Origin of the sequence: Photobacterium leiognathi (assembly GCF_030685535.1) — a bacterium.
In the GTDB taxonomy this organism is placed as follows: domain Bacteria; phylum Pseudomonadota; class Gammaproteobacteria; order Enterobacterales; family Vibrionaceae; genus Photobacterium; species Photobacterium leiognathi.
The window spans coordinates 3,174,496-3,196,238 of record NZ_CP131601.1 but is presented as its reverse complement, the minus strand read 5'-3'; the positions used below and the strand labels follow the sequence as shown (position 1 = coordinate 3,196,238).

At 44.6% G+C, this 21,743-nt stretch carries 20 protein-coding genes and 1 riboswitch; of the genes, 17 read left to right on the top strand and 3 right to left on the bottom strand.

What is annotated here, in order from left to right; genetic code table 11:
- Positions 1-22 precede the first annotated feature (22 nt).
- A riboswitch (TPP riboswitch) is annotated at positions 23-120 on the top strand.
- A 119-nt stretch (positions 121-239) separates the two neighbouring features.
- From thiC to thiH, 6 genes are read left to right on the top strand one after another with little or no spacing between them, the layout of a single operon-like run.
- On the top strand, positions 240-2,162 hold the full coding sequence (gene thiC / locus Q7674_RS21485) for a phosphomethylpyrimidine synthase ThiC (protein WP_045066307.1): 1,923 nt from the start codon (positions 240-242) through the stop codon (positions 2,160-2,162).
- Complete coding sequence (thiE, locus tag Q7674_RS21480; protein WP_305423324.1) at positions 2,163-3,380, top strand: thiamine phosphate synthase; 1,218 nt, start codon at positions 2,163-2,165, stop codon at positions 3,378-3,380.
- A complete protein-coding gene (locus Q7674_RS21475; RefSeq protein ID WP_023931268.1) occupies positions 3,370-4,155 on the top strand; it encodes a HesA/MoeB/ThiF family protein in 786 nt (261 codons plus the stop codon). The genes thiE and Q7674_RS21475 overlap by 11 nt, the downstream gene beginning before the upstream one ends.
- Positions 4,156-4,368, top strand: coding sequence for a sulfur carrier protein ThiS (gene thiS / locus Q7674_RS21470; RefSeq protein WP_023931269.1), 213 nt, complete (start codon positions 4,156-4,158; stop codon positions 4,366-4,368).
- Position 4,369: 1 nt separating this feature from the next.
- Positions 4,370-5,134, top strand: a complete 765-nt coding sequence (locus Q7674_RS21465) for a thiazole synthase (RefSeq protein WP_023931270.1) — start codon at positions 4,370-4,372, stop codon at positions 5,132-5,134.
- A gap of 9 nt (positions 5,135-5,143) precedes the next feature.
- Positions 5,144-6,256, top strand: a complete 1,113-nt coding sequence (gene thiH / locus Q7674_RS21460) for a 2-iminoacetate synthase ThiH (protein WP_023931271.1) — start codon at positions 5,144-5,146, stop codon at positions 6,254-6,256.
- 52 nt (positions 6,257-6,308) lie between these two features.
- Here the strand turns inward: thiH and Q7674_RS21455 are convergent, their stop codons facing one another.
- On the bottom strand, positions 6,309-8,096 hold the full coding sequence (locus tag Q7674_RS21455; RefSeq protein WP_305423322.1) for an aminopeptidase P family protein: 1,788 nt from the start codon (positions 8,094-8,096) through the stop codon (positions 6,309-6,311).
- 291 nt (positions 8,097-8,387) lie between these two features.
- Between Q7674_RS21455 and Q7674_RS21450 the strand changes: the two genes are divergently transcribed.
- Positions 8,388-9,599, top strand: a complete 1,212-nt coding sequence (locus Q7674_RS21450; RefSeq protein WP_045066311.1) for a multidrug effflux MFS transporter — start codon at positions 8,388-8,390, stop codon at positions 9,597-9,599.
- Positions 9,600-9,642: 43 nt separating this feature from the next.
- On the opposite strand, the gene Q7674_RS21445 is transcribed toward Q7674_RS21450, so the two are convergent.
- Both Q7674_RS21445 and Q7674_RS21440 read right to left on the bottom strand, forming a co-directional pair.
- Positions 9,643-11,031, bottom strand: a complete 1,389-nt coding sequence (locus Q7674_RS21445; protein ID WP_305422587.1) for an IS4 family transposase — start codon at positions 11,029-11,031, stop codon at positions 9,643-9,645.
- 126 nt (positions 11,032-11,157) lie between these two features.
- Positions 11,158-12,054, bottom strand: coding sequence for a DMT family transporter (locus Q7674_RS21440; RefSeq protein WP_305423321.1), 897 nt, complete (start codon positions 12,052-12,054; stop codon positions 11,158-11,160).
- A 215-nt stretch (positions 12,055-12,269) separates the two neighbouring features.
- Here Q7674_RS21440 and rmuC point away from each other — a divergent pair, with 215 nt between their 5' ends.
- The 10 genes from rmuC (at position 12,270) to Q7674_RS21390 (ending at position 21,578) form a co-directional block, all read left to right on the top strand.
- Complete coding sequence (gene rmuC, locus Q7674_RS21435) at positions 12,270-13,805, top strand: DNA recombination protein RmuC (protein WP_045066398.1); 1,536 nt, start codon at positions 12,270-12,272, stop codon at positions 13,803-13,805.
- A 131-nt stretch (positions 13,806-13,936) separates the two neighbouring features.
- Positions 13,937-14,692 carry a bifunctional demethylmenaquinone methyltransferase/2-methoxy-6-polyprenyl-1,4-benzoquinol methylase UbiE gene (gene ubiE / locus Q7674_RS21430; RefSeq protein ID WP_305423319.1) on the top strand — a complete coding sequence of 252 codons (756 nt, stop codon included), beginning with the start codon at positions 13,937-13,939 and terminating at the stop codon, positions 14,690-14,692.
- A gap of 7 nt (positions 14,693-14,699) precedes the next feature.
- On the top strand, positions 14,700-15,302 hold the full coding sequence (locus Q7674_RS21425) for a ubiquinone biosynthesis accessory factor UbiJ (RefSeq protein WP_305423317.1): 603 nt from the start codon (positions 14,700-14,702) through the stop codon (positions 15,300-15,302).
- 7 nt (positions 15,303-15,309) lie between these two features.
- Complete coding sequence (ubiB, locus tag Q7674_RS21420) at positions 15,310-16,947, top strand: ubiquinone biosynthesis regulatory protein kinase UbiB (RefSeq protein ID WP_305423315.1); 1,638 nt, start codon at positions 15,310-15,312, stop codon at positions 16,945-16,947.
- Positions 16,948-17,031: 84 nt separating this feature from the next.
- Positions 17,032-17,298, top strand: a complete 267-nt coding sequence (tatA, locus tag Q7674_RS21415) for a Sec-independent protein translocase subunit TatA (RefSeq protein WP_008986002.1) — start codon at positions 17,032-17,034, stop codon at positions 17,296-17,298.
- Positions 17,299-17,301: 3 nt separating this feature from the next.
- A complete protein-coding gene (gene tatB, locus Q7674_RS21410) occupies positions 17,302-17,640 on the top strand; it encodes a Sec-independent protein translocase protein TatB (protein WP_023931280.1) in 339 nt (112 codons plus the stop codon).
- A gap of 11 nt (positions 17,641-17,651) precedes the next feature.
- Positions 17,652-18,416, top strand: a complete 765-nt coding sequence (tatC, locus tag Q7674_RS21405) for a Sec-independent protein translocase subunit TatC (RefSeq protein WP_305423313.1) — start codon at positions 17,652-17,654, stop codon at positions 18,414-18,416.
- A gap of 142 nt (positions 18,417-18,558) precedes the next feature.
- Positions 18,559-19,338, top strand: coding sequence for a TatD family hydrolase (locus tag Q7674_RS21400; protein ID WP_045066396.1), 780 nt, complete (start codon positions 18,559-18,561; stop codon positions 19,336-19,338).
- 59 nt (positions 19,339-19,397) lie between these two features.
- Positions 19,398-20,447 (top strand): porphobilinogen synthase, encoded by a 1,050-nt coding sequence (gene hemB / locus Q7674_RS21395; protein ID WP_008985998.1) that lies wholly within the window; start codon positions 19,398-19,400, stop codon positions 20,445-20,447.
- 105 nt (positions 20,448-20,552) lie between these two features.
- A complete protein-coding gene (locus Q7674_RS21390) occupies positions 20,553-21,578 on the top strand; it encodes an IS110 family RNA-guided transposase (RefSeq protein ID WP_305422071.1) in 1,026 nt (341 codons plus the stop codon).
- The last annotated feature ends 165 nt before the right edge of the window (positions 21,579-21,743 follow it).

The window sequence follows — 21,743 nt, the reverse complement described above, 5'->3', positions numbered from 1 at the left end:
TTTACAGCTTCTCTATACTCATTGCTACTTGTCGGAGTGCCATATGGCTGAGACCGCATTGCGGGATCCGTTGAACCTGATCAGGCTAATACCTGCGAAGGGAACAAGAGAATGTCTTCTGCTACATATCTTCTATGATCACTGTACGCATCTGCATAGCTGTACATAAAGTACACACCTCTTGTTTACGCCCATCCGCCAAGCATTTTCCCCTACATTGAAAAATCAAGGAAACTGCTATGTCGAATCGCAAGCAAGCGAGACTGGAAGCTAAACAATTTATTGAATCATTAACTGTTCAACCATACCCAAATTCACAAAAAGTATATGTTCAAGGAAGTCGTTCTGATCTTCGTGTACCTATGCGTGAAATCACTCTTGCTGATAGTTTGGTTGGTGGTAGCAAAGAATCCCCTATCTTTGAGCCAAATGAACCTGTACGTGTTTACGATACTTCAGGTTTTTATACCGATCCTGATAAGACGATTGATATCTACAGCGGTTTGCCTACCGTTCGCGAACAATGGATTTTAGATCGTGAAGATACAGAGCTCCTTGACGGTTTAAGTTCTAATTATGCCAATGAACGTTTAGATGATAAGACGCTAGATGATTTACGCTTTGGTGAACGTGCACCGATCCGCCGTGCAAAAGCAGGTAAGTGCGTGACACAACTTCACTATGCGCGCCAAGGTATTATTACCCCTGAGATGGAATATATCGCGATCCGTGAAAATATGGGACGTGCGAAATACCGTGATGAAGTCTTAAATCAACAGCATCCAGGTATTAGCTTTGGTGCCAACTTACCAAAAGAAATTACCCCTGAGTTTGTGCGTCAAGAAGTGGCTGAAGGACGTGCGATTATTCCTGCCAATATAAACCACCCAGAAACTGAGCCAATGATCATTGGCCGTAACTTCCTTGTTAAAGTTAATGCCAATATTGGTAATTCAGCGGTGAGTTCATCGATTGAAGAAGAAGTTGAGAAGCTTGTTTGGTCGACCCGTTGGGGTGGAGATACGGTAATGGATCTCTCTACAGGGCGTAATATTCACGAAACCCGTGAATGGATCATCCGTAACAGCCCTGTTCCGATTGGTACTGTGCCAATGTATCAAGCCCTAGAAAAAGTGAATGGGGTGGCTGAGAACCTTAACTGGGAAGTATTCCGTGACACATTACTAGAGCAAGCTGAGCAAGGGGTGGATTACTTCACTATCCATGCTGGCGTACTTCTTCGATATGTACCAATGACGGCGAAACGCGTAACAGGCATTGTATCGCGTGGCGGCTCTATTATGGCGAAGTGGTGCTTGGCACACCATAAAGAAAGTTTCCTCTACGAGCACTTCCGTGAGATCTGTGAGATTTGTGCGCAATACGATATTTCACTATCACTAGGTGATGGCCTGCGTCCGGGATCCGTCGCTGATGCGAATGATGAAGCGCAGTTTAGTGAGCTACGCACCTTAGGTGAGTTAACGAAGATTGCATGGGAATACGATGTTCAGGTCATGATTGAAGGCCCTGGTCACGTACCAATGCATATGATCAAAGAAAACATGGAAGAGCAGCTTGAGCATTGTCATGAAGCGCCATTCTATACTTTGGGTCCACTAACTACCGATATTGCACCGGGCTATGATCATATTACCTCGGGCATAGGTGCCGCTATGATTGGTTGGTATGGTTGTGCAATGCTTTGTTATGTCACACCAAAAGAGCACTTAGGTCTGCCAAATAAAGAAGATGTAAAAGTTGGCCTTATCACTTATAAGCTATGTGCTCATGCCGCTGATTTAGCCAAAGGACACCCTGGTGCACAAGTACGTGATAATGCGCTATCAAAAGCACGTTTTGAGTTTCGTTGGGAAGACCAATTTAACCTTGGTTTAGATCCTGAAACGGCGCGTGCATATCACGACGAGACCCTACCTCAAGAGTCAGGAAAAATTGCTCATTTCTGCTCAATGTGTGGCCCTAAATTCTGCTCAATGAAGATTTCTCAAGAAGTTCGAGATTATGCAAAAGATCTTGAACGATCTGATGAGCTAGCAATCAAGCTATTAGACGATCCGTTAGAGGGCATGCAGCAAAAAGCACAAGAGTTCCGTGAGAAAGGTAGCGAGCTTTATCATCCTGCGAAAGAGGAGTGCTAAATGAGCACATTAAGCTTACCAAAGGTTTTATCGTCTCTGGTGATGCATATTGAGCCATTATTAGCCTCTGCTGCAGAGTATCAGTTAGGTGAGCAAGTCACGTTAATGCCATCAAGCCAAGAGTGGATTGAGGTATCGACACCCTCTTGCGTTAAACGAGTAGGCTTTGAACAAGCCTGCTCCACAACACCTGTTGATTATGAGATCCAAGATCAATGGGGCTCTATCGATGGGAAACTCTCATCGCTCAAAGCGCAAGTACTGAAACGCCCAGACTTAGTAATTTGTGGCTTGCCAGTTAAGGGGGGCTACCTTGATATTTGGCATCATGATGGTGACGTGCGTGGTTGTTTCAGTGTTGAACTTGGTAATGCGACTCAACAGCGAGCGATGTTATTGGTGGCACTCGCGCTTGATTACCCCTTAGAAGATGCTCTAGTGCTAGCAAGAGCCTATGCCCAGTCAACGCAGATGGGCATTTGGTCAACTGAGCGTGATGCTTTCCCTGATATCGTTTGTGCTAATTTTGCAAAGCTGTCAGATATTGGTTGGCAATTCGAATGTCAGCCAGTTGAAGCTTTTTCACCTGTTGATAGTGAGAAACTTACGTTATATCCGGTGGTGGATTCCGTCCAATGGGTTAAGCAGTTACTTGAATTGGATGTGAAAACGACTCAGCTGCGGATCAAAGATCCGAATGCTCAAGGTTTAGAGCAAGATGTTGCTCAAGCTATTGCGTTAGGTCAGCAGGCAAATGCGCAGGTCTTTATTAATGACTATTGGCAACTGGCTATTGAGCATGGTGCTTTTGGGGTGCATTTGGGACAAGAAGATTTAGCTGTTGCTGATCTCAATGCTATTCAACAAGCCAACCTTCGCTTGGGGATCTCAACCCATGGGTATTACGAGATCCTACGTGCGATGGCATTTAATCCAAGTTATATCGCCCTCGGTCATATTTACCCAACTACAACTAAGCAAATGCCGTCATTACCGCAAGGTGTTCACCGCTTAAAGCTTTATCAACAACTCATTGGCAATGCGTTTCCAACGGTGGCGATTGGCGGTATTGATTTATCGCGTGTGCCAGTGGTTTGGGACACAGGGGTGAGTAGTGTTGCGGTGGTACGTGCGATCACCCAGTCTAGTGAGCCAGCGATTGCCGTCGAACAACTCAATAAATGTTTAGTTCAGCGTGAGGTGATGTATGACAACTGACAGACTCTCTGATACTGCTTTTATTCGATATAACCGACAAATCATGCTCGAAGACATGGGAGAGCAGGGACAACTTGCACTTAACAATGCCAAGGTATTGATCGTCGGTGCGGGCGGTTTAGGCTCAGCAGCAGCAATGTACCTAGCCGCTGCGGGTGTTGGCTTACTGGTGATTGCAGATGATGATGAGGTTGATAGTTCAAACTTGCAGCGTCAGGTGATTTATCGAGAAAACGATGTGTCACTCAATAAAGCGCAAGCAGCCTGTGATCAGCTTTTAGCATTGAACCCATTGGTGAGAACGCGTGCAGTAAAAGCCAAGCTTGCAGGCTTTCAACTCGCGATGGAAGTACAGCAGGCCGATATTGTGCTTGATTGCAGTGATAACTGGGCTACCCGTTATGCGGTCAATCAAGCTTGTTATCAGCATCAAACACCACTGATTGCTGGTGCGTCGATAGGTTGGCGAGGGCAGTTACTGGCGTTTGATTTCAGACAGATCTCACCGTGTTATCAATGTGTGTTTCCATTAAGTGCTGAAACGCCACCACAAGATCAAAACTGTCGTAGTAACGGCGTGATGGGACCTGTTGTAGGCACTATTGGAACGTTACAAGCGCTTAATGCGATCAAAGCTATCGCAGGTGTTGGTGAAGTTGGGTTTGGTTTACTGCAGCAATTTAATGGCTTAACAGGAAAATGGCAGCAGGTATCAATTGATGCTGCTCCTTGTTGCCCTGTATGTGGTCAGCAAGAGCAAAGGGAGGTTGTGTAAATGGCTACCATGATAACTATCTGGCTGAATGATGAATCTATGTCTTGCGAGGCTGAGCAAACCGTCAATCAATTTGTTAAGCAGTTAGATTTACCCATACAAGGTACTGCGATCGCGATAAATCAGCGAATTGTTGCAGCCAGTGAGTGGTCGACAACCGTCATTGCTGATGGCGATCAGATCGCGTTATTTCAAGCGATAGCAGGAGGTTAATATGTTGACCATTGCAGATAAAACATTCACATCGCGATTATTTACCGGAACGGGTAAGTACGCCAATCGAGATGTCATGGCTGAATCGATTTTAGCGACAAGCTCTGAGCTCGTGACGATGGCACTAAAGCGGGTCAATATTGCTGAGCGTGATGACGATATCTTAGCGCCATTGATCCAAGCTGGAGTGAATTTACTGCCTAATACGTCAGGGGCAAAAAATGCCAAAGAAGCGATCTTTGCTGCGCAGTTAGCCAGAGAAGCATTGGGGACGAATTGGCTAAAATTAGAAATTCACCCTGATCCAAAATACCTGATGCCTGATCCGATTGAAACGCTAAAAGCAGCAGAGCAGTTGGTAAAAGAAGGGTTTGTCGTACTGCCTTACTGTCATGCCGATCCTGTGCTTTGTAAGCGATTAGAAGAGGTAGGTTGCGCTGCCGTGATGCCACTAGGTGCGCCGATTGGCTCGAATAAAGGGATCGCTTCTCGCGATTTTCTTCGCATTATTATCGATCAGGCGCAAGTACCTGTGGTGGTGGATGCGGGCATTGGTGCACCTTCACATGCCGCAGAAGCGATGGAAATGGGGGCTGATGCGGTATTGGTTAATACTGCCATCGCAGCGGCAAGTGATCCGATTGCAATGGGGCGTGCATTTAAATTGGCCGTGGAAAGTGGTCGTATGGCCTATGAAGCTGGTCTTGCTGGTAAGGTGAATCATGCCATTGCATCAAGCCCATTAACGGCATTTCTTAACGACTAAGGAGCCAACATGAGCTTTGTGGATGTTTGGCAACAAATGGATTGGGATGATATCCGTTTGTCGATTTATGCTAAAACGGCTACCGATGTTGAGCGTGCTTTAGGAAAATCAACGCTGGATCTAGAGGATTTCAAAGCCTTAATTTCACCCGCGGCTGAACCTTACTTAGAGCAAATGGCACAACTCTCTGCGATGCTAACACGTCAGCGGTTTGGTCATACCATGAGTTTTTATGTGCCGTTATATCTTTCGAATCTGTGTGCCAATGCGTGTACCTATTGTGGTTTTTCGATGGAAAATCGCATTAAGCGCCGTACCCTGGGTGAGCAAGAAATAGAGCGAGAGTGTGAGGCAATAAAAGCGCTAAATTTTGATAGTGTGTTATTGGTAACTGGAGAGCATCAAACCAAAGTCGGTATGAATTACTTTCGTGATGCGATCCCTCGAGTCAAAGATCACTTCAGTTATTTGGCTATGGAAGTACAGCCACTTGAGCAAGATGAGTATCAAGAGCTGCGACAACTTGGTTTAGATGCGGTGATGGTGTATCAAGAAACCTATAATGCACCAACCTATGCGAAGCATCATTTGCGAGGCAATAAAACCAATTTTGAATACCGCTTAGCGACACCTGATCGGTTAGCAAAAGCAGGAATAGACAAGATTGGGATCGGTGCCTTGATCGGCATGGAAGAATGGCGCACGGATTGTTTTTTTGTTGCTAGTCACTTGGCCTATCTTGAGCGAACCTATTGGCAAAGCCGCTACTCGATTTCATTCCCGCGTTTAAGACCATGTACTGGTGGATTAGAGCCTAAATCGGTGATGACGGATCGCCAACTGGTGCAATTGATTTGTGCTTATCGGTTGTTTAATCCTGAAGTTGAGCTGTCGTTATCGACTCGAGAATCACCGCATTTTCGCGATAACGTATTGCCTTTGGGGATCACTAGTATGTCGGCGGGCTCTAAAACCCAACCGGGCGGATATGCTGATGACACGCCAGAGCTAGAACAATTTGCGATCAGTGATGAACGCTCGGTCGCAGATGTCGCAACTGCCGTCAAGCGGCAGGGGTTTGAAGTGGTGTGGAAAGATTGGCACCCTGCATACTCGGGATAAAAATAAAGCCAGTACCTGATGTGTACTGGCTTTTCTTTTTCTTATCTCAGAGTTAGCGGTTTAGCGGTGATGTCGCTTGTGTTAGCCACTCAAGATCACTACCAGTCAGCGATGGGCTGATCACGTTAAACACGGTTTGGTGATAGTTGTTAAGCCATGCAAGCTCTACGTCGGTTAGTAGTGCTGGCTCGATTAAACGCTTATCAATTGGCGCACGAGTTAATGACTCAAAGCCCATGACGTTCATGTCGCCTTGCGTTTCAATATCGACGACCAGTTCAAGGTTTTCGATACGAATACCAAATGCGTCTGCACGGTAATAACCCGGCTCGTTAGATAACACCATACCTGGCAGTAGTGCGGTTGGGTTAGCCACTTTAGAAATACGTTGTGGACCTTCATGAACACTTAAGAAGTGACCAACACCGTGACCTGTACCATGATCATAATCAAAGCCATACGCCCATAGATGCTGACGCGCGAGTGCGTCGAGCTGTGAGCCTGTTGTGCCTTTCGGGAAACGCGCCGAAGCCAATGAAATATGACCTTTTAGTACTAATGTGAAAGCCTGTTTTACTTCATCACCAGGATTGCCGATAGCGATAGTACGGGTGATATCGGTTGTACCGTCTGGGTATTGACCGCCTGAATCGACCAAGTAAACCGTATCCATTTGTAGCTTGCTTGGCTGTGGTTGGTTAATATGGTTGTAGTGACACATAGCCGCATTGCCAGCAGAGGCTGAAATCGTATCAAAGCTGACATCACGACAAGTTGGATCTTGCTGACGGAAGTGCCAAAGTTGATCGGAAAGTGCGGCTTCATCTAATAGATTGCCATTCGCAACTTGTGCATCAACCCAAGCGAGAAATTTGGCAATCGCCACACCATCACGGATGTGGCAGGCTTTCATACCAGCAATTTCAGTCGTGTTTTTCGCCGCTTTTGGTAATAGTGTTGGGTTTGCCGCTTCAATAAGTTGTGCGCCAGCATCCGTTAATTGCTGAGCCGCCCATGCGTTACTGTTCGCAGAATCAAACAGTACACGCTTGCCTGCAAATGCCGCTAAACCTGCTGCGAGTTGTTCAGGTTCACTGATATTTACTCCGTTACCGACATGTGCAGCAAAACCTTCTGGTAGGCGGTGGTGATCGATGTAGAAATCCACCGATGCATCACTGTGGATCACCGCAGCTGATAGCAGAACGGGTAGACAATGCACGTCATCACCACGGACATTGAGTAGCCAAGCAATGCTATCAAGTTGGCTTAAAAAGGCAGCGTCAGCTTTTTGTTTTTTAAGCAGTGCGGCAATTTGTTCACGCTTCTCTTCGCTTGATTGACCCACATACTCTAGCCCCATTAATTCGGCATCCGACAGTTTTGGTGCTGGGCGATCGAACCATAATTCATCAATTGGGTTTTCGTTAACCGCTACCAGATCTAACTCACCATCAAGGGCTGTGATAGTGTTTTTTAGCCATGCCGCACTGTGTAGGCGGTTATCAATGGCGATTTTGCTACCTGCGGCTAGATTTTCTAATGCCCATTGCACTGGTGGTTGCTCGATCAAATGGCAATATTCAAACACATCACCCGGTACTTGCTTGCGAACTTGCACAACATAACGACCATCAACAAACATGGCAGCACGGTCACGAGTGATCACGGCAGCACCTGCAGAATGGCGGAAACCGGTTAACCAATGAAGGCGTTCGTTATGATCGGGAATGTACTCTCCAAGATATTCATCTTCATGAGGGATCAGTAGGGCATCGAGTTGCTCTGCTTCAAGCCACTGACGGATCTGCTCAATACGTTGTGCGATAACTGCTTGCATGTATAGGTCCTTGTCAAGAAACCACCGTTGAAAGGCGGTTAGATCAAATTCACCCTAATCACCACGGTATCAGCGATTCAGGTTTAATATTGTTACGTTAGCTTGTTTAGCGGCTCGCTTCAATTGTCTCAATGATAAATGACAGGCTATTCACCTTATGACTCTATTTATCTTAGTGATTAATACGTTGGCTGGTGGATTCCAATTTGGAAAAGCGGTTTTGAAAATAAACCATTTTTATTCATTCCGATAAATCCGTAGACTTGCGCGATCATTTTTTAGGAACGCAGCATGACAACACCTAATTCAACTACTGCCGACACTCGGCTTGTTACCTTAATGGTAACCTTGGTCCTTTTTAGTCCCTTAGCGATTGATATTTATTTGCCAGCATTACCTGCAATGGCAAGTGCGTTTCAAGTCGATCCTACTCGTGTGCAAGATACTGTTACTTGGTTCATGTTTAGCATGGGCTTAGGGCAGTTATTGGCAGGCCCATTAGCGGATCGTATTGGTCGTCGACCTATCGCCTTAGGCGGTATCGTGATTTATGGTTTTAGTTCGACCATGGCGTATTTAGCACACAGCTTAGATCTGTTGTTGTTGGCGCGTTTACTACAAGGCTTTGGCGCGTGTGCGACCTCAGTAGCAGCGTTTGCAGCTGTACGAGATAGCTTTGGCGCTGAAAAAAGCGGTCGTATGATCAGTTATTTAAACGGTGCGATTTGTTTCATCCCTGCGCTAGCTCCTCTTTTAGGCACTTGGCTAACTCATCATTTTGGCTGGCGTTCAAACTTTAGTTTCATGGCGGGCTTTGCTTTAGTTGCTGGTCTGTTTGTGGTGGCGTTGTTTAGAGAAACACGCCCAGCACACTCGGATGTATCAGGCTCAACCATCAGCTTAAGCCGTTATTGGTCTGTGCTACGTGAACCGACATTTTTATTTCATGCATCGCTATGTATGTTAGCCATGGCTGTGATCTTAGCCTACGTAACATCTGCTCCTGTGTGGTTGATGAACCACCTTGGTCAAGACATGAACCAGTTTACGATGTGGTTTGGCATTAACGCCGCATTAAATATTATTGCGTGTATGGTTGCACCTAAGTTTATGGATCGCTTTGGTACTCGCCGCACGTTACGTACTGGTTTAATTATCTTAATGATCGCTGGCGCTATGATGTTGGTATTAAGCCCATTACAACAAGCATGGGCATTTATGGTACCGATTTTTGTGTGCTCATTTGGTTTTGCGTTCGTTCTAGGCTCTGCGGCAGGTAAGGCATTGGCGCCGTTTGGCGATCGTGCTGGTACTGCGGCTGCGCTATTAGGTTTGTTCCAAATGAGTGGTTCTGGTGTAATGGTTAGCTTGCTGCAGCGTTTAGATCTTTCGTCACCTATATTGATGACACTGCAAATGTGGTTATTAGTACCGGGATTAGTCATTCTGGCATCGAAGATTGGGCGTCGTTGGCATCCTATTTCGGCAACGGTGAACGAATAAGTTTCTAGAGATGAAAAAGCCTGTCAGATGACCTGTCTCTTGATCACAAGTCATTGTGTTCAAGAGACTTAGCTAGTTCATATCCTTCAAGGATGGTTTGTAACCTAAACCATCCTTGCCATAATGTCTTTACAGAAGCGCGACCCGTCCGCTTGGTATCTTTCCAACCACCTAACCGTGCAATACTTTTGTAAGCCCACGATATATTTGGTGCTTCTTTGGGCAGCTTTTTCTTCTCCAATTTTAACCACATAAGCTTCCACGCTTTACCTTTTAACACCCGTTCACAACAGCTACTAGATAACTCTTTAGATTCGTTCATAAATCTTAACTGGAGTAAACGAGTAGCAATAAATGCCAAAATAACACTGAGCCTTTCTAAGTTATCTTTACTTTGCATTCTCAGTTGTTCAACTTGCGTGCCTTCACTTTTCCAAACCTTGTGAAAATCTTCTATCAGCCAACGACGCTCATAATAACTGACGATGTTAAGTGCTTCCTCTTTGTTCGTTACAGGCTCTGATGTCAGTAAATGCCATGCGAGCTTGTCGTCACTCTCACCTTGCTCTATACATCCAACATAGTAGAGAGAGATATTATCGAACTCTTTTTTATTAGCGGGAGACTTAAGTGTCACGGGAGCATATTTGATGTCTAGATGAGCCGTGCGGGACTTACGACCGCCTTTTTGCGGTATTTTTAGCTCTTTGCTTCCTGCTGATAACAACTTGGAAGCGTAGTCATAAAGACGATTATCATGCTCCTCGATACAGCGACTTTGCATTGAGCGAACGATAAATCGTTGTTGTTGCTCGTGCTTGTAAGTGAGGTACTCGAATAAATCGGCTTCTCTATCACATACAGAAATAACCTCTGACATTTTCTCGCCTAGTCGCTCTGCAACATGGCGAGATGCTTGTTCCCATTTATAACTTTCTTTTTCTTTGTATGGTCGAGTTGCATGCTGGTGTCTTTGACCACGTTTTTCAATATCTCGGGTCCAGCGTTGTTGTTCGATTAAACCAACTACAGTGTGAGTTTCGGGAGCAAAAAGCAACGTTGAATGAACGAACATTGCTCGGTGTCGATTACCTTGATTGGAATGCCCGAGTGTATCTTGTATGCTGTGATGTGAGTAACTTAGAGAAGTGGTATCTTCCAATGCAAGCAGTGTTTGTTGTTCAAAAGCTTCTTGTGCTGTGACATAGAATCCAGCTTCTGCAATATCTTCTGCTTTGATTTGGTCATTACGAATAAAGCGATAAGCCCCTTCCATATCGGCTGGGGAGATGATGAGTTTTGAGATAGGGATACCAGGTTGTTCAGCCAGAGAGGTAGCTAGAGCAACGAGTCTTTGAGTGCGTCTTGGGTCATTAAGATCGGCTTGACCGAATTGTTTTTGAGCCCAAAGAGTTGGTTCTATATAGGTCATCATAATCATCCTTATCATTGCTTAGATGATCAGATCATGAAACATAAAATTAGTTCAAAAAAATCCCCAAGCATTGGCTTAGGGATTTGTGTATAAGAGACAGGTCAGATGACAGGCTTTTTTCGTTTAAGGCTCGGCTGTAACTGCTTTTTTCGTTTTCCATTGTTGGATGATTAAACCTGCAATGATCAACACTAATCCGATCAAAGTAGATGGATGAATGGTTTCGCCAATGATAGTGGCAAGTAGCAATAAAGAGATAAATGGCGAGATAAAAATCAGGTTACTGATCTTAGCCGTATTACGGGTTAACCGTAGGGCATTGAGCCATAAAACAAAGGTGATCCCCATTTCGAACAAACCGACATAAGTGACGGCTGCCCAGCCTTGCCAAGGTACACTTTGCCAACCGCTAAGATAAAGACTCAAGCCGATAGAAAATGGCAGTGAAACTAAAAAGCCAAGCAATAAGCCAAGGATTGGATCAGCAGTATTCTTAGTATTTAAAATCCAATAGTAAGCCCATAACAGTGTTGAAAATAATGCTAACGCAACGCCTAACGGACTGGTGAAATTCAATGCGGCAATATTGCCTTGAGTTGCTATCACCACCACACCGCCATATCCCAGCACGCAAGCAATCCAATCTTTACGTTGAATCTTTTGCCCTAAAAAAATAGCTGCCATTAAAGTTAGAGTGATTGCCCAACTGTAGTTGATGGGTTGTGCTTGTGAGGCGGGCAATAAATCGTAGGCTTTAAATAAGACTAAGTAATAAGCAAAGGGATTTATCAGTCCAAGCGCGAGGTAATAGAGTGGACGTTTAATAAAGGTCTGTTTTAGCTGGTGGAGCGTATTTTTATAATAAGCAATGGCGATGAGTGCCAACGCTGAAACCGTACTGGCGATCACCATCATTTGTACGGGTGAAAAGTAATCTAAAGTGATTTTAAAGGCGGTGGCGACAGTCGACCACAGTAACACTGCCCCCATACCATAGCCCAAGGCGAGACGTTCGTTCATTACATTCCATTATTAAGCAAACGTGAAAAGAAAACAGTGTAGGAGATGATCTTAAAGCTGAATAGCAAGGGCAATAACACCTTGTGATCGACTGCAAACAAATCTCTTTGCTTGTTGAATTAATACCGCGAGTTATGCTCGTTAGCTGGACATTTATCCAGTATCCTCTTAGCCTTATTACAGAAATAAACCGTCAGGAAGATAGAGTATTTACGATGGCAGAATGGTTAAGCGGTGGCGTTATCACGGCATTAGCAACATTGTTAGGGGCAACGGTTGCCAGTGTGATCACCGCATTCTGGTATAAAGGGCGATTTGAACAAACCTTGCAGTTAGTTGAGCAGCAAGCAGAATCTGATGCGCGTTTGGCACAAAGTCGAGAGCAGCAGCTACAAAGCCAATTAACTGAACGTAATCAAGAGCTGGAAGAGCTTGATGATGATCGTGACAGGCTGACCCATGAAATTCGTCAAATGCATGGTCGTTTAGCTGCCGCGTTAGAGAAAATGCGTCATTTTGAAGCACTGCAAAATGAAAAACAGTACTTATCAGAACAACTGGATAATGCCCGCTTAGCGAATGCGGGGTTAGAGGCTGATCTGCGTGAGCAAGATGCTCGCCATTTTGAAGAGCAAAAAGCCGCGGATGAAAAAATTAAGCTATTAGAAAATGCTGAAGAGCGTCTACGTATTCAATTTGAAAGTTTAGCTAATCGTCTGTTTGAGCAAAAAACACGAACCGTGGATGAGCAAAATAAGATGAGCTTAGAGACGCTTTTAAGCCCACTTAAAGAGCAGCTTGAAGGGTTTAAAAAGCAGGTTAATGATAACTTTACCCAAGAGTCTCGTGAGCGCCATACCTTAGTGCATCAAATAAATAGTCTTAAACAGCTTAATGAGCAAATGGCACAAGAAGCCATTAACTTAACCCAAGCCTTAAAAGGAGATAACAAAGCCCAAGGTAACTGGGGCGAAGTGGTGTTGGCTCGGGTACTGTCTGATTCAGGGCTTCGCGAAGGGCATGAATATCAAACCCAGGTTAGCTTAGAAAATGAAGAGGGTAAGCGTTACCAACCCGATGTGGTGGTGCATTTACCACAACAGAAAGACGTCGTCGTGGATGCGAAAATGTCGCTGGTGGCGTATGAGCGTTTCTTTAATGCTGACACCATTGCCGAGCGAGAGCTTGCAATGAGCGAGCACGTTGCTTCCATGCGCGCTCATATGCGAGGGCTAAGTCGTAAGGATTACCATCAATTACACGGCATTCGTAGCCTTGATTATGTGTTGATGTTCATTCCTGTAGAGCCTGCGTTCCAAGCCGCGATTGAAGCCGATCCTGCGCTTATTCGTGATGCGATGGATCTTAATATTATGCTGGTCAGTCCAACAACGTTATTAGTGGCATTACGTACTATTAATAACTTGTGGCGCAATGAAAGACAGAATCAAAACGCCAAAGAGATCGCAGAGCGTGCCAGTAAGCTTTATGACAAGCTACGCTTATTTGTAAACGACATGGAAGCCATGGGGCAGTCGTTAGAAAAAGCGAATCAAAGTTACCAAGGGGCGATGAATAAACTGGCAACAGGCCGTGGCAACGTGATCCGCCAAGCGGAAAGCTTTAAACAGCTAGGGGTTGAAGTGAAACGTGATATTAGTGCTCCGCTGGTGGAAAAGTCACAATCTAACCTGACGGAATATCGAGGCTTTTCTCATATTACCGCGCCCTCGGAAGGGGATTTATCATAATGATGGGCAAAGCGCTTTGAGCAAAGAGCAACCATCAAGTACACTAAGCCCAGTTGAATAAATGAATTTAATACTGGTGACGTTGCGTAATTAGACGCCAAGCGTCATCAGTATCTATAAACGGATTGAACATGACGGACACCACACAAGATACGACTCACTTTGGCTTCCGTACCGTCGCCAAAGAAGAGAAAGCAACCATGGTTGCTGAGGTTTTTCATTCGGTTGCAGCAAAATACGACATCATGAACGATCTGATGTCGATGGGTATTCACCGCGTTTGGAAACGCTTTACCATTGATTGTAGTGGCGTTCGTAAAGGTCAACGTGTACTGGATTTAGGCGGTGGTAATGGTGATTTAACGGCAAAATTCTCACGTATCGTGGGTGAAACTGGTCAAGTTATTTTGGCTGATATCAACAACTCAATGTTGAAAGTTGGTCGTAGCAAACTGCGTGATAGCGGTATTGTGGGTAATGTGGGATATGTTCAAGCCAATGCGGAAGAGCTGCCGTTTCCTGACGATTACTTTGACTGTATTACTATCAGTTTCTGTTTACGTAACGTAACGGATAAAGAAAAAGCGCTGCGCTCAATGTACCGCGTACTAAAACCAGGCGGTCGTTTATTAGTATTAGAATTCTCTAAGCCAATTTTAGAGCCATTATCAAAAGTCTACGATGCGTATTCATTCCACCTATTACCTAAAATGGGTGAAATCATTGCTAATGATGCTGAAAGTTACCGTTACCTTGCTGAATCTATCCGTATGCACCCTGATCAAGAAACCTTGAAAGGAATGATGGATGAAGCGGGTTTCGATCAAACAAGTTATTACAACCTAACGGGCGGTATTGTTGCCTTGCACCGTGGTTATAAGTTCTGAGGATCCTATGCCAATAGATGCGTTTGTTAACGGTGCGGTTGAAACAGCTCTGAATCAATTAATTAAAGATGATGCTGATAGTCAGCGTCGTCTTACTCGTTTACGTGGCAAAGTGATCAGCGTCAAGCTGAATGAATTTAATAAGACAATGTATTTTGTCTTTAGCCATCAAATTGATGTGCTGGCAGGATTTGAAGGCGAGGTTGATTGTCAATTAGCATTAAACCTGTCGGTTCTGCCTGAGTTGCGTCAACAAGCTAACCTAACGCAGTTGATCAAAGCAGATAAGTTGGCGCTAGATGGTGATCTGCAATTAGCACAGCACTTTTCCAGTTTGTTAAGCGGGTTAAAACCTGATTTTGAGGACAAGTTATCAGAATATACTGGTGATGTAGTTGCTCATACTTTAGTCAGTAGTGTAAAGTCAGGCAGTCGATTTATTCGCCAAGGGATTAAAAATCGCCAACGCGACCTTGCTGAAGTGATCACAGAGGAATGGCGATTGTTACCCCAGCCTTTAGAAATGATGCATTTCTGCGATCAAGTTGACGACTTGAAATCAGATGTTGCCCGTTTTGAAGCCCGATTGAACCAGTTACTTGAGCGATAAATTGGCAATGATGAGTTACTCAGAAATAAAACGGCTGTACCGTATTATTCAAGTACAACTGCGCTATGGCTTGGATGACTTTATCCCTGTCGATCCGCGCACTGAACTTCCAAAGAAACTTCGTAAATCGCTGTTTTGGATCAAAAACGAATACCCAGATAAACCATTGGGTGAGCGATTACGTTTAGCGTTGCAAGAGTTAGGTCCTGTTTGGATCAAATTCGGTCAAATGATGTCAACGCGTCGCGATTTGTTTCCACCGCATATCGCCGATCAATTGGCTCTGCTGCAAGATCAAGTTGAGCCATTCGATGGTAAGTTAGCGAAACGTACTATCGAGCAAGCATTAGGTGGGCCGTTAGAGCAATGGTTTGATGATTTCGATGAAGTCGCACTCGCTTCGGCATCGATTGCTCAAGTGCATACGAGCACATTAAAAGAAAACGGCAAAGAAATTGTTTTTAAAGTCATTCGTCCTGATATTAAGCCAATTATTGAGGCTGATATTAAGCTGATGTACAGGATGGCAGAGATAGTTTCTCGCCTCCAACCAGAAGCAAGACGACTACGCCCTGTTGAAGTGGTCCGTGAATACGAAAAAACCTTGCTCGATGAGCTTGATTTAATGCGTGAAGCGGCCAATAGCATTCAACTCCGTCGTAACTTTGAAGGAGATGACACACTGTATGTACCGGAAGTTTATACCGATTACAGCAGTATTAATCTTCTTGTCATGGAACGTATTTATGGTATCCAAGTTTCTGACGTTGAGGGGCTAAAAGCGAACGGCACGGATTTAAAATTACTGTCTGAAAATGCGGTAAATATCTTCTTTACTCAGGTATTTCGTGACAGTTTTTTCCATGCTGATATGCACCCGGGTAATATTTTTGTCTCTTATGAGAACCCGGAAAATCCCCAATGGATCGCGTTAGATTGTGGCATTGTGGGGACGTTAAACCGAGAAGATAAGCGTTATTTAGCTGAAAATTTATTGGCTTTTTTTAATCGTGATTATCGTAAGGTTGCAGAATTACACGTCGATTCAGGCTGGGTTCCACATGATACCAATGTGGATGAGTTTGAATTTGCAATTCGTACTGTGTGTGAGCCTATTTTTGAGAAGCCACTGTGCGAAATTTCATTCGGTCATGTGTTGTTAAACCTGTTTAATACTGCTCGCCGTTTTAATATGGAAGTGCAACCACAACTGGTCCTATTACAAAAGACCTTGTTGTATGTTGAAGGCTTAGGACGCCAGTTGTATCCACAACTTGATTTGTGGGCAACAGCCAAGCCGTTCTTGGAAAACTGGATGTCGCGTCAAGTTGGCCCACAAGCCATTATTGAAGCGGTAAAAAGTAAAGCGCCATTTTGGGCTGAAAAATTGCCTGAACTGCCAGAATTACTTTATGACAGCTTGCGCCAAGGCAAGGTAATGAATCAGCGGATCGATAAACTCTATGATAATTTCATGGAGAATCGACGCACTCATAACCAGGCAAGGTTCTATTTTGGTATCGGCGCCACTTTTATGGTGTGTGCTGCAATACTCTTTGGTGATCAAGTAGCGACTTACCCAGCAGTATCTGCCGGTGTCGGTGGTTTATTTTGGTTACTAGGATGGCGTACCTGCCGAAAATAATCGGTTTGGCTCTCGCCTATACTTATAGTTGCGTTGATAAACGCACTTTCGTTATTAACCACATAAAGCTGAGGTAAAACAAGCATGGGTGGTATCAGTATCTGGCAATTATTAATTATTGCCCTGATCATTGTTCTTCTGTTCGGAACGAAGAAACTTCGTACTCTAGGTGGTGACCTAGGTTCTGCAGTAAAAGGCTTCAAAAAAGCAATCAGTGATGATGAAGCTGCACCTGCTGCGAAAAAAGAGTCAGACAACAACGATGCTGACTTCGAGCAAAAGAAAATTGCTGACGAGAAAAAGCCAGCGGATCAGACTACAACTAGTCAAAAAGACAAAGAGCAGGTTTAACACGTGTTTGATATCGGGTTCTGGGAGTTAGTACTGATCTCCGTGGTGGGATTAGTAGTACTGGGGCCGGAACGTCTACCCGTTGCGATACGCACAGTGTCGCAGTGGATAGGTGCTGCTCGTAATATGGCAAACTCGGTTAAAGATGAACTATCGCAAGAACTGAAAATTCAGGAATTGCAGGCAAATCTGAAAAAAGCCGAGCAAATGGGGATGAAGGACTTAGCGCCGGAATTGCAAGACTCTGTGGATGAGCTTAAAAAAGCGGCTTCAGATGTTCAGCGCCCTTATGCTGATAAAAGCGAGCAAACCTCAGCAACGACTTCACACAAGCAGGAATAAATTACATCACTATGTCGACCGTCGAAGATACGCAGCCGCTATTTAGTCATTTACTTGAACTACGTACGCGACTTCTGCGTTCTATGTTGAGCGTGCTGGTGGTTTTTCTGTGTTTAGTTTGGTTTGCCAATGATATCTATGCCTTCTTAGCTGCACCATTAGTAGAGCGTATGCCTGCTGGTGCGACCATGATTGCAACAGATGTGGCGTCGCCGTTCTTTACACCGATAAAACTGACTTTAGTTACCTCAGTGTTTATTGCTGTGCCAATGATTTTGTACCAAGTTTGGGCGTTTGTTGCGCCAGGTTTGTACAAGCACGAACGTAAGCTGATCATGCCACTGCTGTTTTCCAGCTCATTGCTGTTTTACGCAGGTGTCGCGTTTGCCTACTACGTTGTGTTCCCATTGGTCTTTAAGTTCTTTACCAGCGTTGCCCCACAAGGGGTAGAGGTGGCAACAGACATCGCAAATTATCTGGACTTCGTTCTGGCGCTATTTATGGCGTTTGGTATCGCTTTTGAAATTCCAGTGGCGATTATTTTGTTGTGTTGGATCGGTGCAACCGATCCTGAGTCTCTACGTAGCAAACGTCCTTACATTATCGTAGGTGCGTTTGTCGTTGGTATGCTGTTAACACCGCCTGATATTGTTTCTCAGACCTTGTTGGCTGTACCTATGTGTTTATTGTTTGAAGTTGGCTTATTCTTCTCACGTTTCTATGTACGTGATCATGATGAGCTGGATGATACGGAAGAGCACGAAGAGCAACAGTAAATAGTACTTTGTACTATGTGATGATGAAAAAAACCGACCTAATCGTCGGTTTTTTTATATCTAAAATATGGGTTTGGTACTAAGCGAACAGGCTCTATATACTGAGCTTGTAGATATTACTGCGCAGAGAATGGATAAACAGATGATAGATATTGGTGTGAACTTAACAAATAACCGTTTTGATAAAGACCGTGCGGATGTGATCACACGTGCTCAAGAAGCGGGTGTGAAGCATTTAATTATTACGGGCACCAGTATTGAAGAGAGCATTGAGGCGCAACAAATGGCGCAGCAATGGCCGCATTATTGCTATTCAACCGCTGGGGTTCATCCGCATGATGCAAAGTCAGTGACCGATCTGTCGCTACCCGATATTCGTGCTTTAGCAGCAACACCGGAAGTGGTGGCGATTGGCGAATGTGGGCTTGATTTCAACCGTGATTTTTCTCCTCGTCCACAGCAAAAAGCGGTCTTTGATGCGCAACTGGCGTTAGCGGCTGAGCTGAACATGCCAGTATTTATGCATTGCCGTGATGCCCATGAACGTTTTATTGAAATCTTGACGCCTTGGCGAGATAAATTACCTGCGGCAGTACTGCATTGCTTTACTGGCTCAGAGCAAGAGTTGAGGGAGTATTTAGATCTTGATTTACACATAGGGGTTACGGGTTGGGTATGTGATGAACGCCGCGGACAAGAGCTACGCGAAGTCGTACGTCATATCCCTGCAAACCGTTTAATGATTGAAACCGATTGTCCGTACCTACTACCGCGAGATTACCGTCCTAAACCAAAATCGAGCCGTAATGAGCCAAAGTTTTTACCACATATTGCTGCCGTGATCGCCGAGTGTCGTGGTGAAACCGCAGAGCAAGTCATTGCGCAGTCTTATGTTAATAGTCAGGCTTTTTTTTCGATTTAAGCCACATTCGTCAGTCTGAGTGATATTATCTAATCCTATTTTTTAGCGAGGAGTTTGTCGTGTCAGTATCTATTCAAGGTGCGTTTCCTGGTCGTCGTATGCGCCGTATGCGTAAGCATGACTTTAGCCGTCGTTTGATGGCGGAAAATCAACTATCAGTGAATGATTTGATTTATCCAATGTTTGTGTTGATGGGCAAAAATCGTCGTGAAACGGTAGAGTCTATGCCGGGTGTTGAGCGTCTATCGATTGATCTGCTACTGGAAGAAGCGGCATACCTTGCTAAGTTAGGCATTCCTGCGATTGCACTTTTCCCTGTGGTTTCTCAAGATTTTAAATCAGAGTTAGCAGAAGAAGCTTACAACCCTGAAGGCTTAGTTCAAACGGCAGTGCGCGCGCTGAAAACGCATGTGCCAGAGCTTGGCGTGATCACCGATATCGCCCTTGATCCGTTCACCATTCACGGTCAAGACGGCATCATCGATGATGAAGGTTACGTGCTAAACGACATCACGACAGAAGTTTTGATCAAGCAAGCATTGTCACACGCAGAAGCTGGGGCAGACGTGGTTGCACCATCAGACATGATGGATGGTCGTATTGGTGCGATTCGTGAAGCATTAGAAGAAGCAGGTCATATTAATACCCAAATCATGGCGTACTCTGCGAAATACGCATCGAACTACTACGGTCCGTTCCGTGATGCTGTTGGCTCTTCTGGCAACCTAAAAGGTGGCGATAAGAAGACTTACCAAATGGATCCGGCAAACAGCGATGAAGCATTGCAAGAAGTGGCAATGGATATCAATGAAGGCGCTGATATGGTAATGGTGAAACCAGGTATGCCTTACCTTGATGTGGTTCGTCGTGTGAAGAGTGAGTTGCAAGTACCAACCTATGCTTACCAAGTCTCTGGCGAGTATGCGATGCACATGGCAGCGATTCAAAATGGCTGGCTTAAAGAGCGTGAAACCATCATGGAATCACTACTTTGCTTTAAGCGTGCAGGTGCGGATGGCATCCTAACGTACTTTGCGAAAACAGTTGCTGAGTGGTTAGCACAAGAAGGCGCAGCGCGTGGCGAATGTCTAACGCAAAAGCCTGAATAAGCGATATTCCAGATCTAAAAAGCGAGCGCCATGCTCGCTTAATTATATGGTCCGCCTCATCCTAAGCCGTTAGGCTTAGGGTAGGCTTTCAAAGAGGTGAACCATATGTCTACTATCCACATCTTAGGTATCGATTTAGGTAAACACTGCTTTCATGCTGTCGCACACAATTACGCAGGTAAAGAGGTGCTACGTAAGAAATATAATCGAAGCCAACTTCTAAAGTTTCTCTCAAATTTAGAAACCACCACTATCGCATTTGAAGCATGTGGTGGTGCACATTGGTTAGCCCGTAAATGTGCTGATTTTGGGCATCAAGTTCAACTCATTCCTCCTCAGTATGTAAAACCTTATGTGAAAGGCAATAAAAATGACTTCATTGATGCTGCAGCTATCGCTGAAGCAGCAAGTCGACCTTCCATGCGCTTTGTTGCTGTTAAATCAGAAGAAGCACAAGTCATTGCTGTCATTCATCGTATCCGTGATGGTTTTATTAAGGAGCGAACAGCCTGTATGTCTCGTATCGGAGCGATATTGTTAGAGTTTGGACTGAGCTTGCCTACAGGACATGCGAAAATGAAGATGCTTTTTCAGTGGATAGCAGACCAAAAATATCAAACTCTTCCACAAAGTCTTATGTACGAATTAAGCTTAATTCACGCACATTATTTGTATCTTAATGAGCAGATAAAAATACAAGATACGAAGTTGAAACAGCTAGCTGAGCAACATGAATTGGCTAAGTTATTAAAAACTGTGCCTGGCATCGGTGATTTAACAGCAACCCTGTGTGTGGCAGATGTTAGTGCCGCCAGTAACTTTTCAAATGGAAGGAATATGGCTGCTTGGTTAGGGTTAGTGCCTCGACAATACTCTACGGGAGGTAAAACAAAGTTACTTGGGGTGAGTAAACGAGGAAATAAACATCTCCGGACATTATTCATTCATGGCGCAAGAGCTGTATTATCAAGGTTAGAGACAACGGGTAAAGTCTTCGGACAATGGCTGGTAGATTTAAGAGCCAGTAAGCCATTCAATGTGGTTGTTGTCGCATTGGCTAACAAATTAGCAAGAATAGCTTGGGCGGTGTTATACCACCGCCAAGCGTTTAAGACTGCATCGCAGTCATAACCGAGTTTGCAACGACAATGCAAGTGATGACATTAACGGTAAATCGGCCAGATTAATAACCTGATAATAAAAACAGCAATAAATGCTTTTCGCTTTTTAAGGATAATCTGGCGCGGATATCATCGTGGAGCTAGGACATTAATATGCCTAATTTTGACTCCGAAT

Bases quoted from the DNA above. Each gene is read 5' to 3' on its own strand.
- thiC (WP_045066307.1), top strand. From the start codon at position 240: ATGTCGAATCGCAAGCAAGCGAGACTGGAAGCTAAACAATTTATTGAA.
- thiE (WP_305423324.1), top strand. From the start codon at position 2,163: ATGAGCACATTAAGCTTACCAAAGGTTTTATCGTCTCTGGTGATGCAT.
- Q7674_RS21475 (WP_023931268.1), top strand. From the start codon at position 3,370: ATGACAACTGACAGACTCTCTGATACTGCTTTTATTCGATATAACCGA.
- thiS (WP_023931269.1), top strand. From the start codon at position 4,156: ATGGCTACCATGATAACTATCTGGCTGAATGATGAATCTATGTCTTGC.
- Q7674_RS21465 (WP_023931270.1), top strand. From the start codon at position 4,370: ATGTTGACCATTGCAGATAAAACATTCACATCGCGATTATTTACCGGA.
- thiH (WP_023931271.1), top strand. From the start codon at position 5,144: ATGAGCTTTGTGGATGTTTGGCAACAAATGGATTGGGATGATATCCGT.
- Q7674_RS21455 (WP_305423322.1), bottom strand. From the start codon at position 8,096: ATGCAAGCAGTTATCGCACAACGTATTGAGCAGATCCGTCAGTGGCTT.
- Q7674_RS21450 (WP_045066311.1), top strand. From the start codon at position 8,388: ATGACAACACCTAATTCAACTACTGCCGACACTCGGCTTGTTACCTTA.
- Q7674_RS21445 (WP_305422587.1), bottom strand. From the start codon at position 11,031: ATGACCTATATAGAACCAACTCTTTGGGCTCAAAAACAATTCGGTCAA.
- Q7674_RS21440 (WP_305423321.1), bottom strand. From the start codon at position 12,054: ATGAACGAACGTCTCGCCTTGGGCTATGGTATGGGGGCAGTGTTACTG.
- rmuC (WP_045066398.1), top strand. From the start codon at position 12,270: ATGGCAGAATGGTTAAGCGGTGGCGTTATCACGGCATTAGCAACATTG.
- ubiE (WP_305423319.1), top strand. From the start codon at position 13,937: ATGACGGACACCACACAAGATACGACTCACTTTGGCTTCCGTACCGTC.
- Q7674_RS21425 (WP_305423317.1), top strand. From the start codon at position 14,700: ATGCCAATAGATGCGTTTGTTAACGGTGCGGTTGAAACAGCTCTGAAT.
- ubiB (WP_305423315.1), top strand. From the start codon at position 15,310: ATGATGAGTTACTCAGAAATAAAACGGCTGTACCGTATTATTCAAGTA.
- tatA (WP_008986002.1), top strand. From the start codon at position 17,032: ATGGGTGGTATCAGTATCTGGCAATTATTAATTATTGCCCTGATCATT.
- tatC (WP_305423313.1), top strand. From the start codon at position 17,652: ATGTCGACCGTCGAAGATACGCAGCCGCTATTTAGTCATTTACTTGAA.
- Q7674_RS21400 (WP_045066396.1), top strand. From the start codon at position 18,559: ATGATAGATATTGGTGTGAACTTAACAAATAACCGTTTTGATAAAGAC.
- Q7674_RS21390 (WP_305422071.1), top strand. From the start codon at position 20,553: ATGTCTACTATCCACATCTTAGGTATCGATTTAGGTAAACACTGCTTT.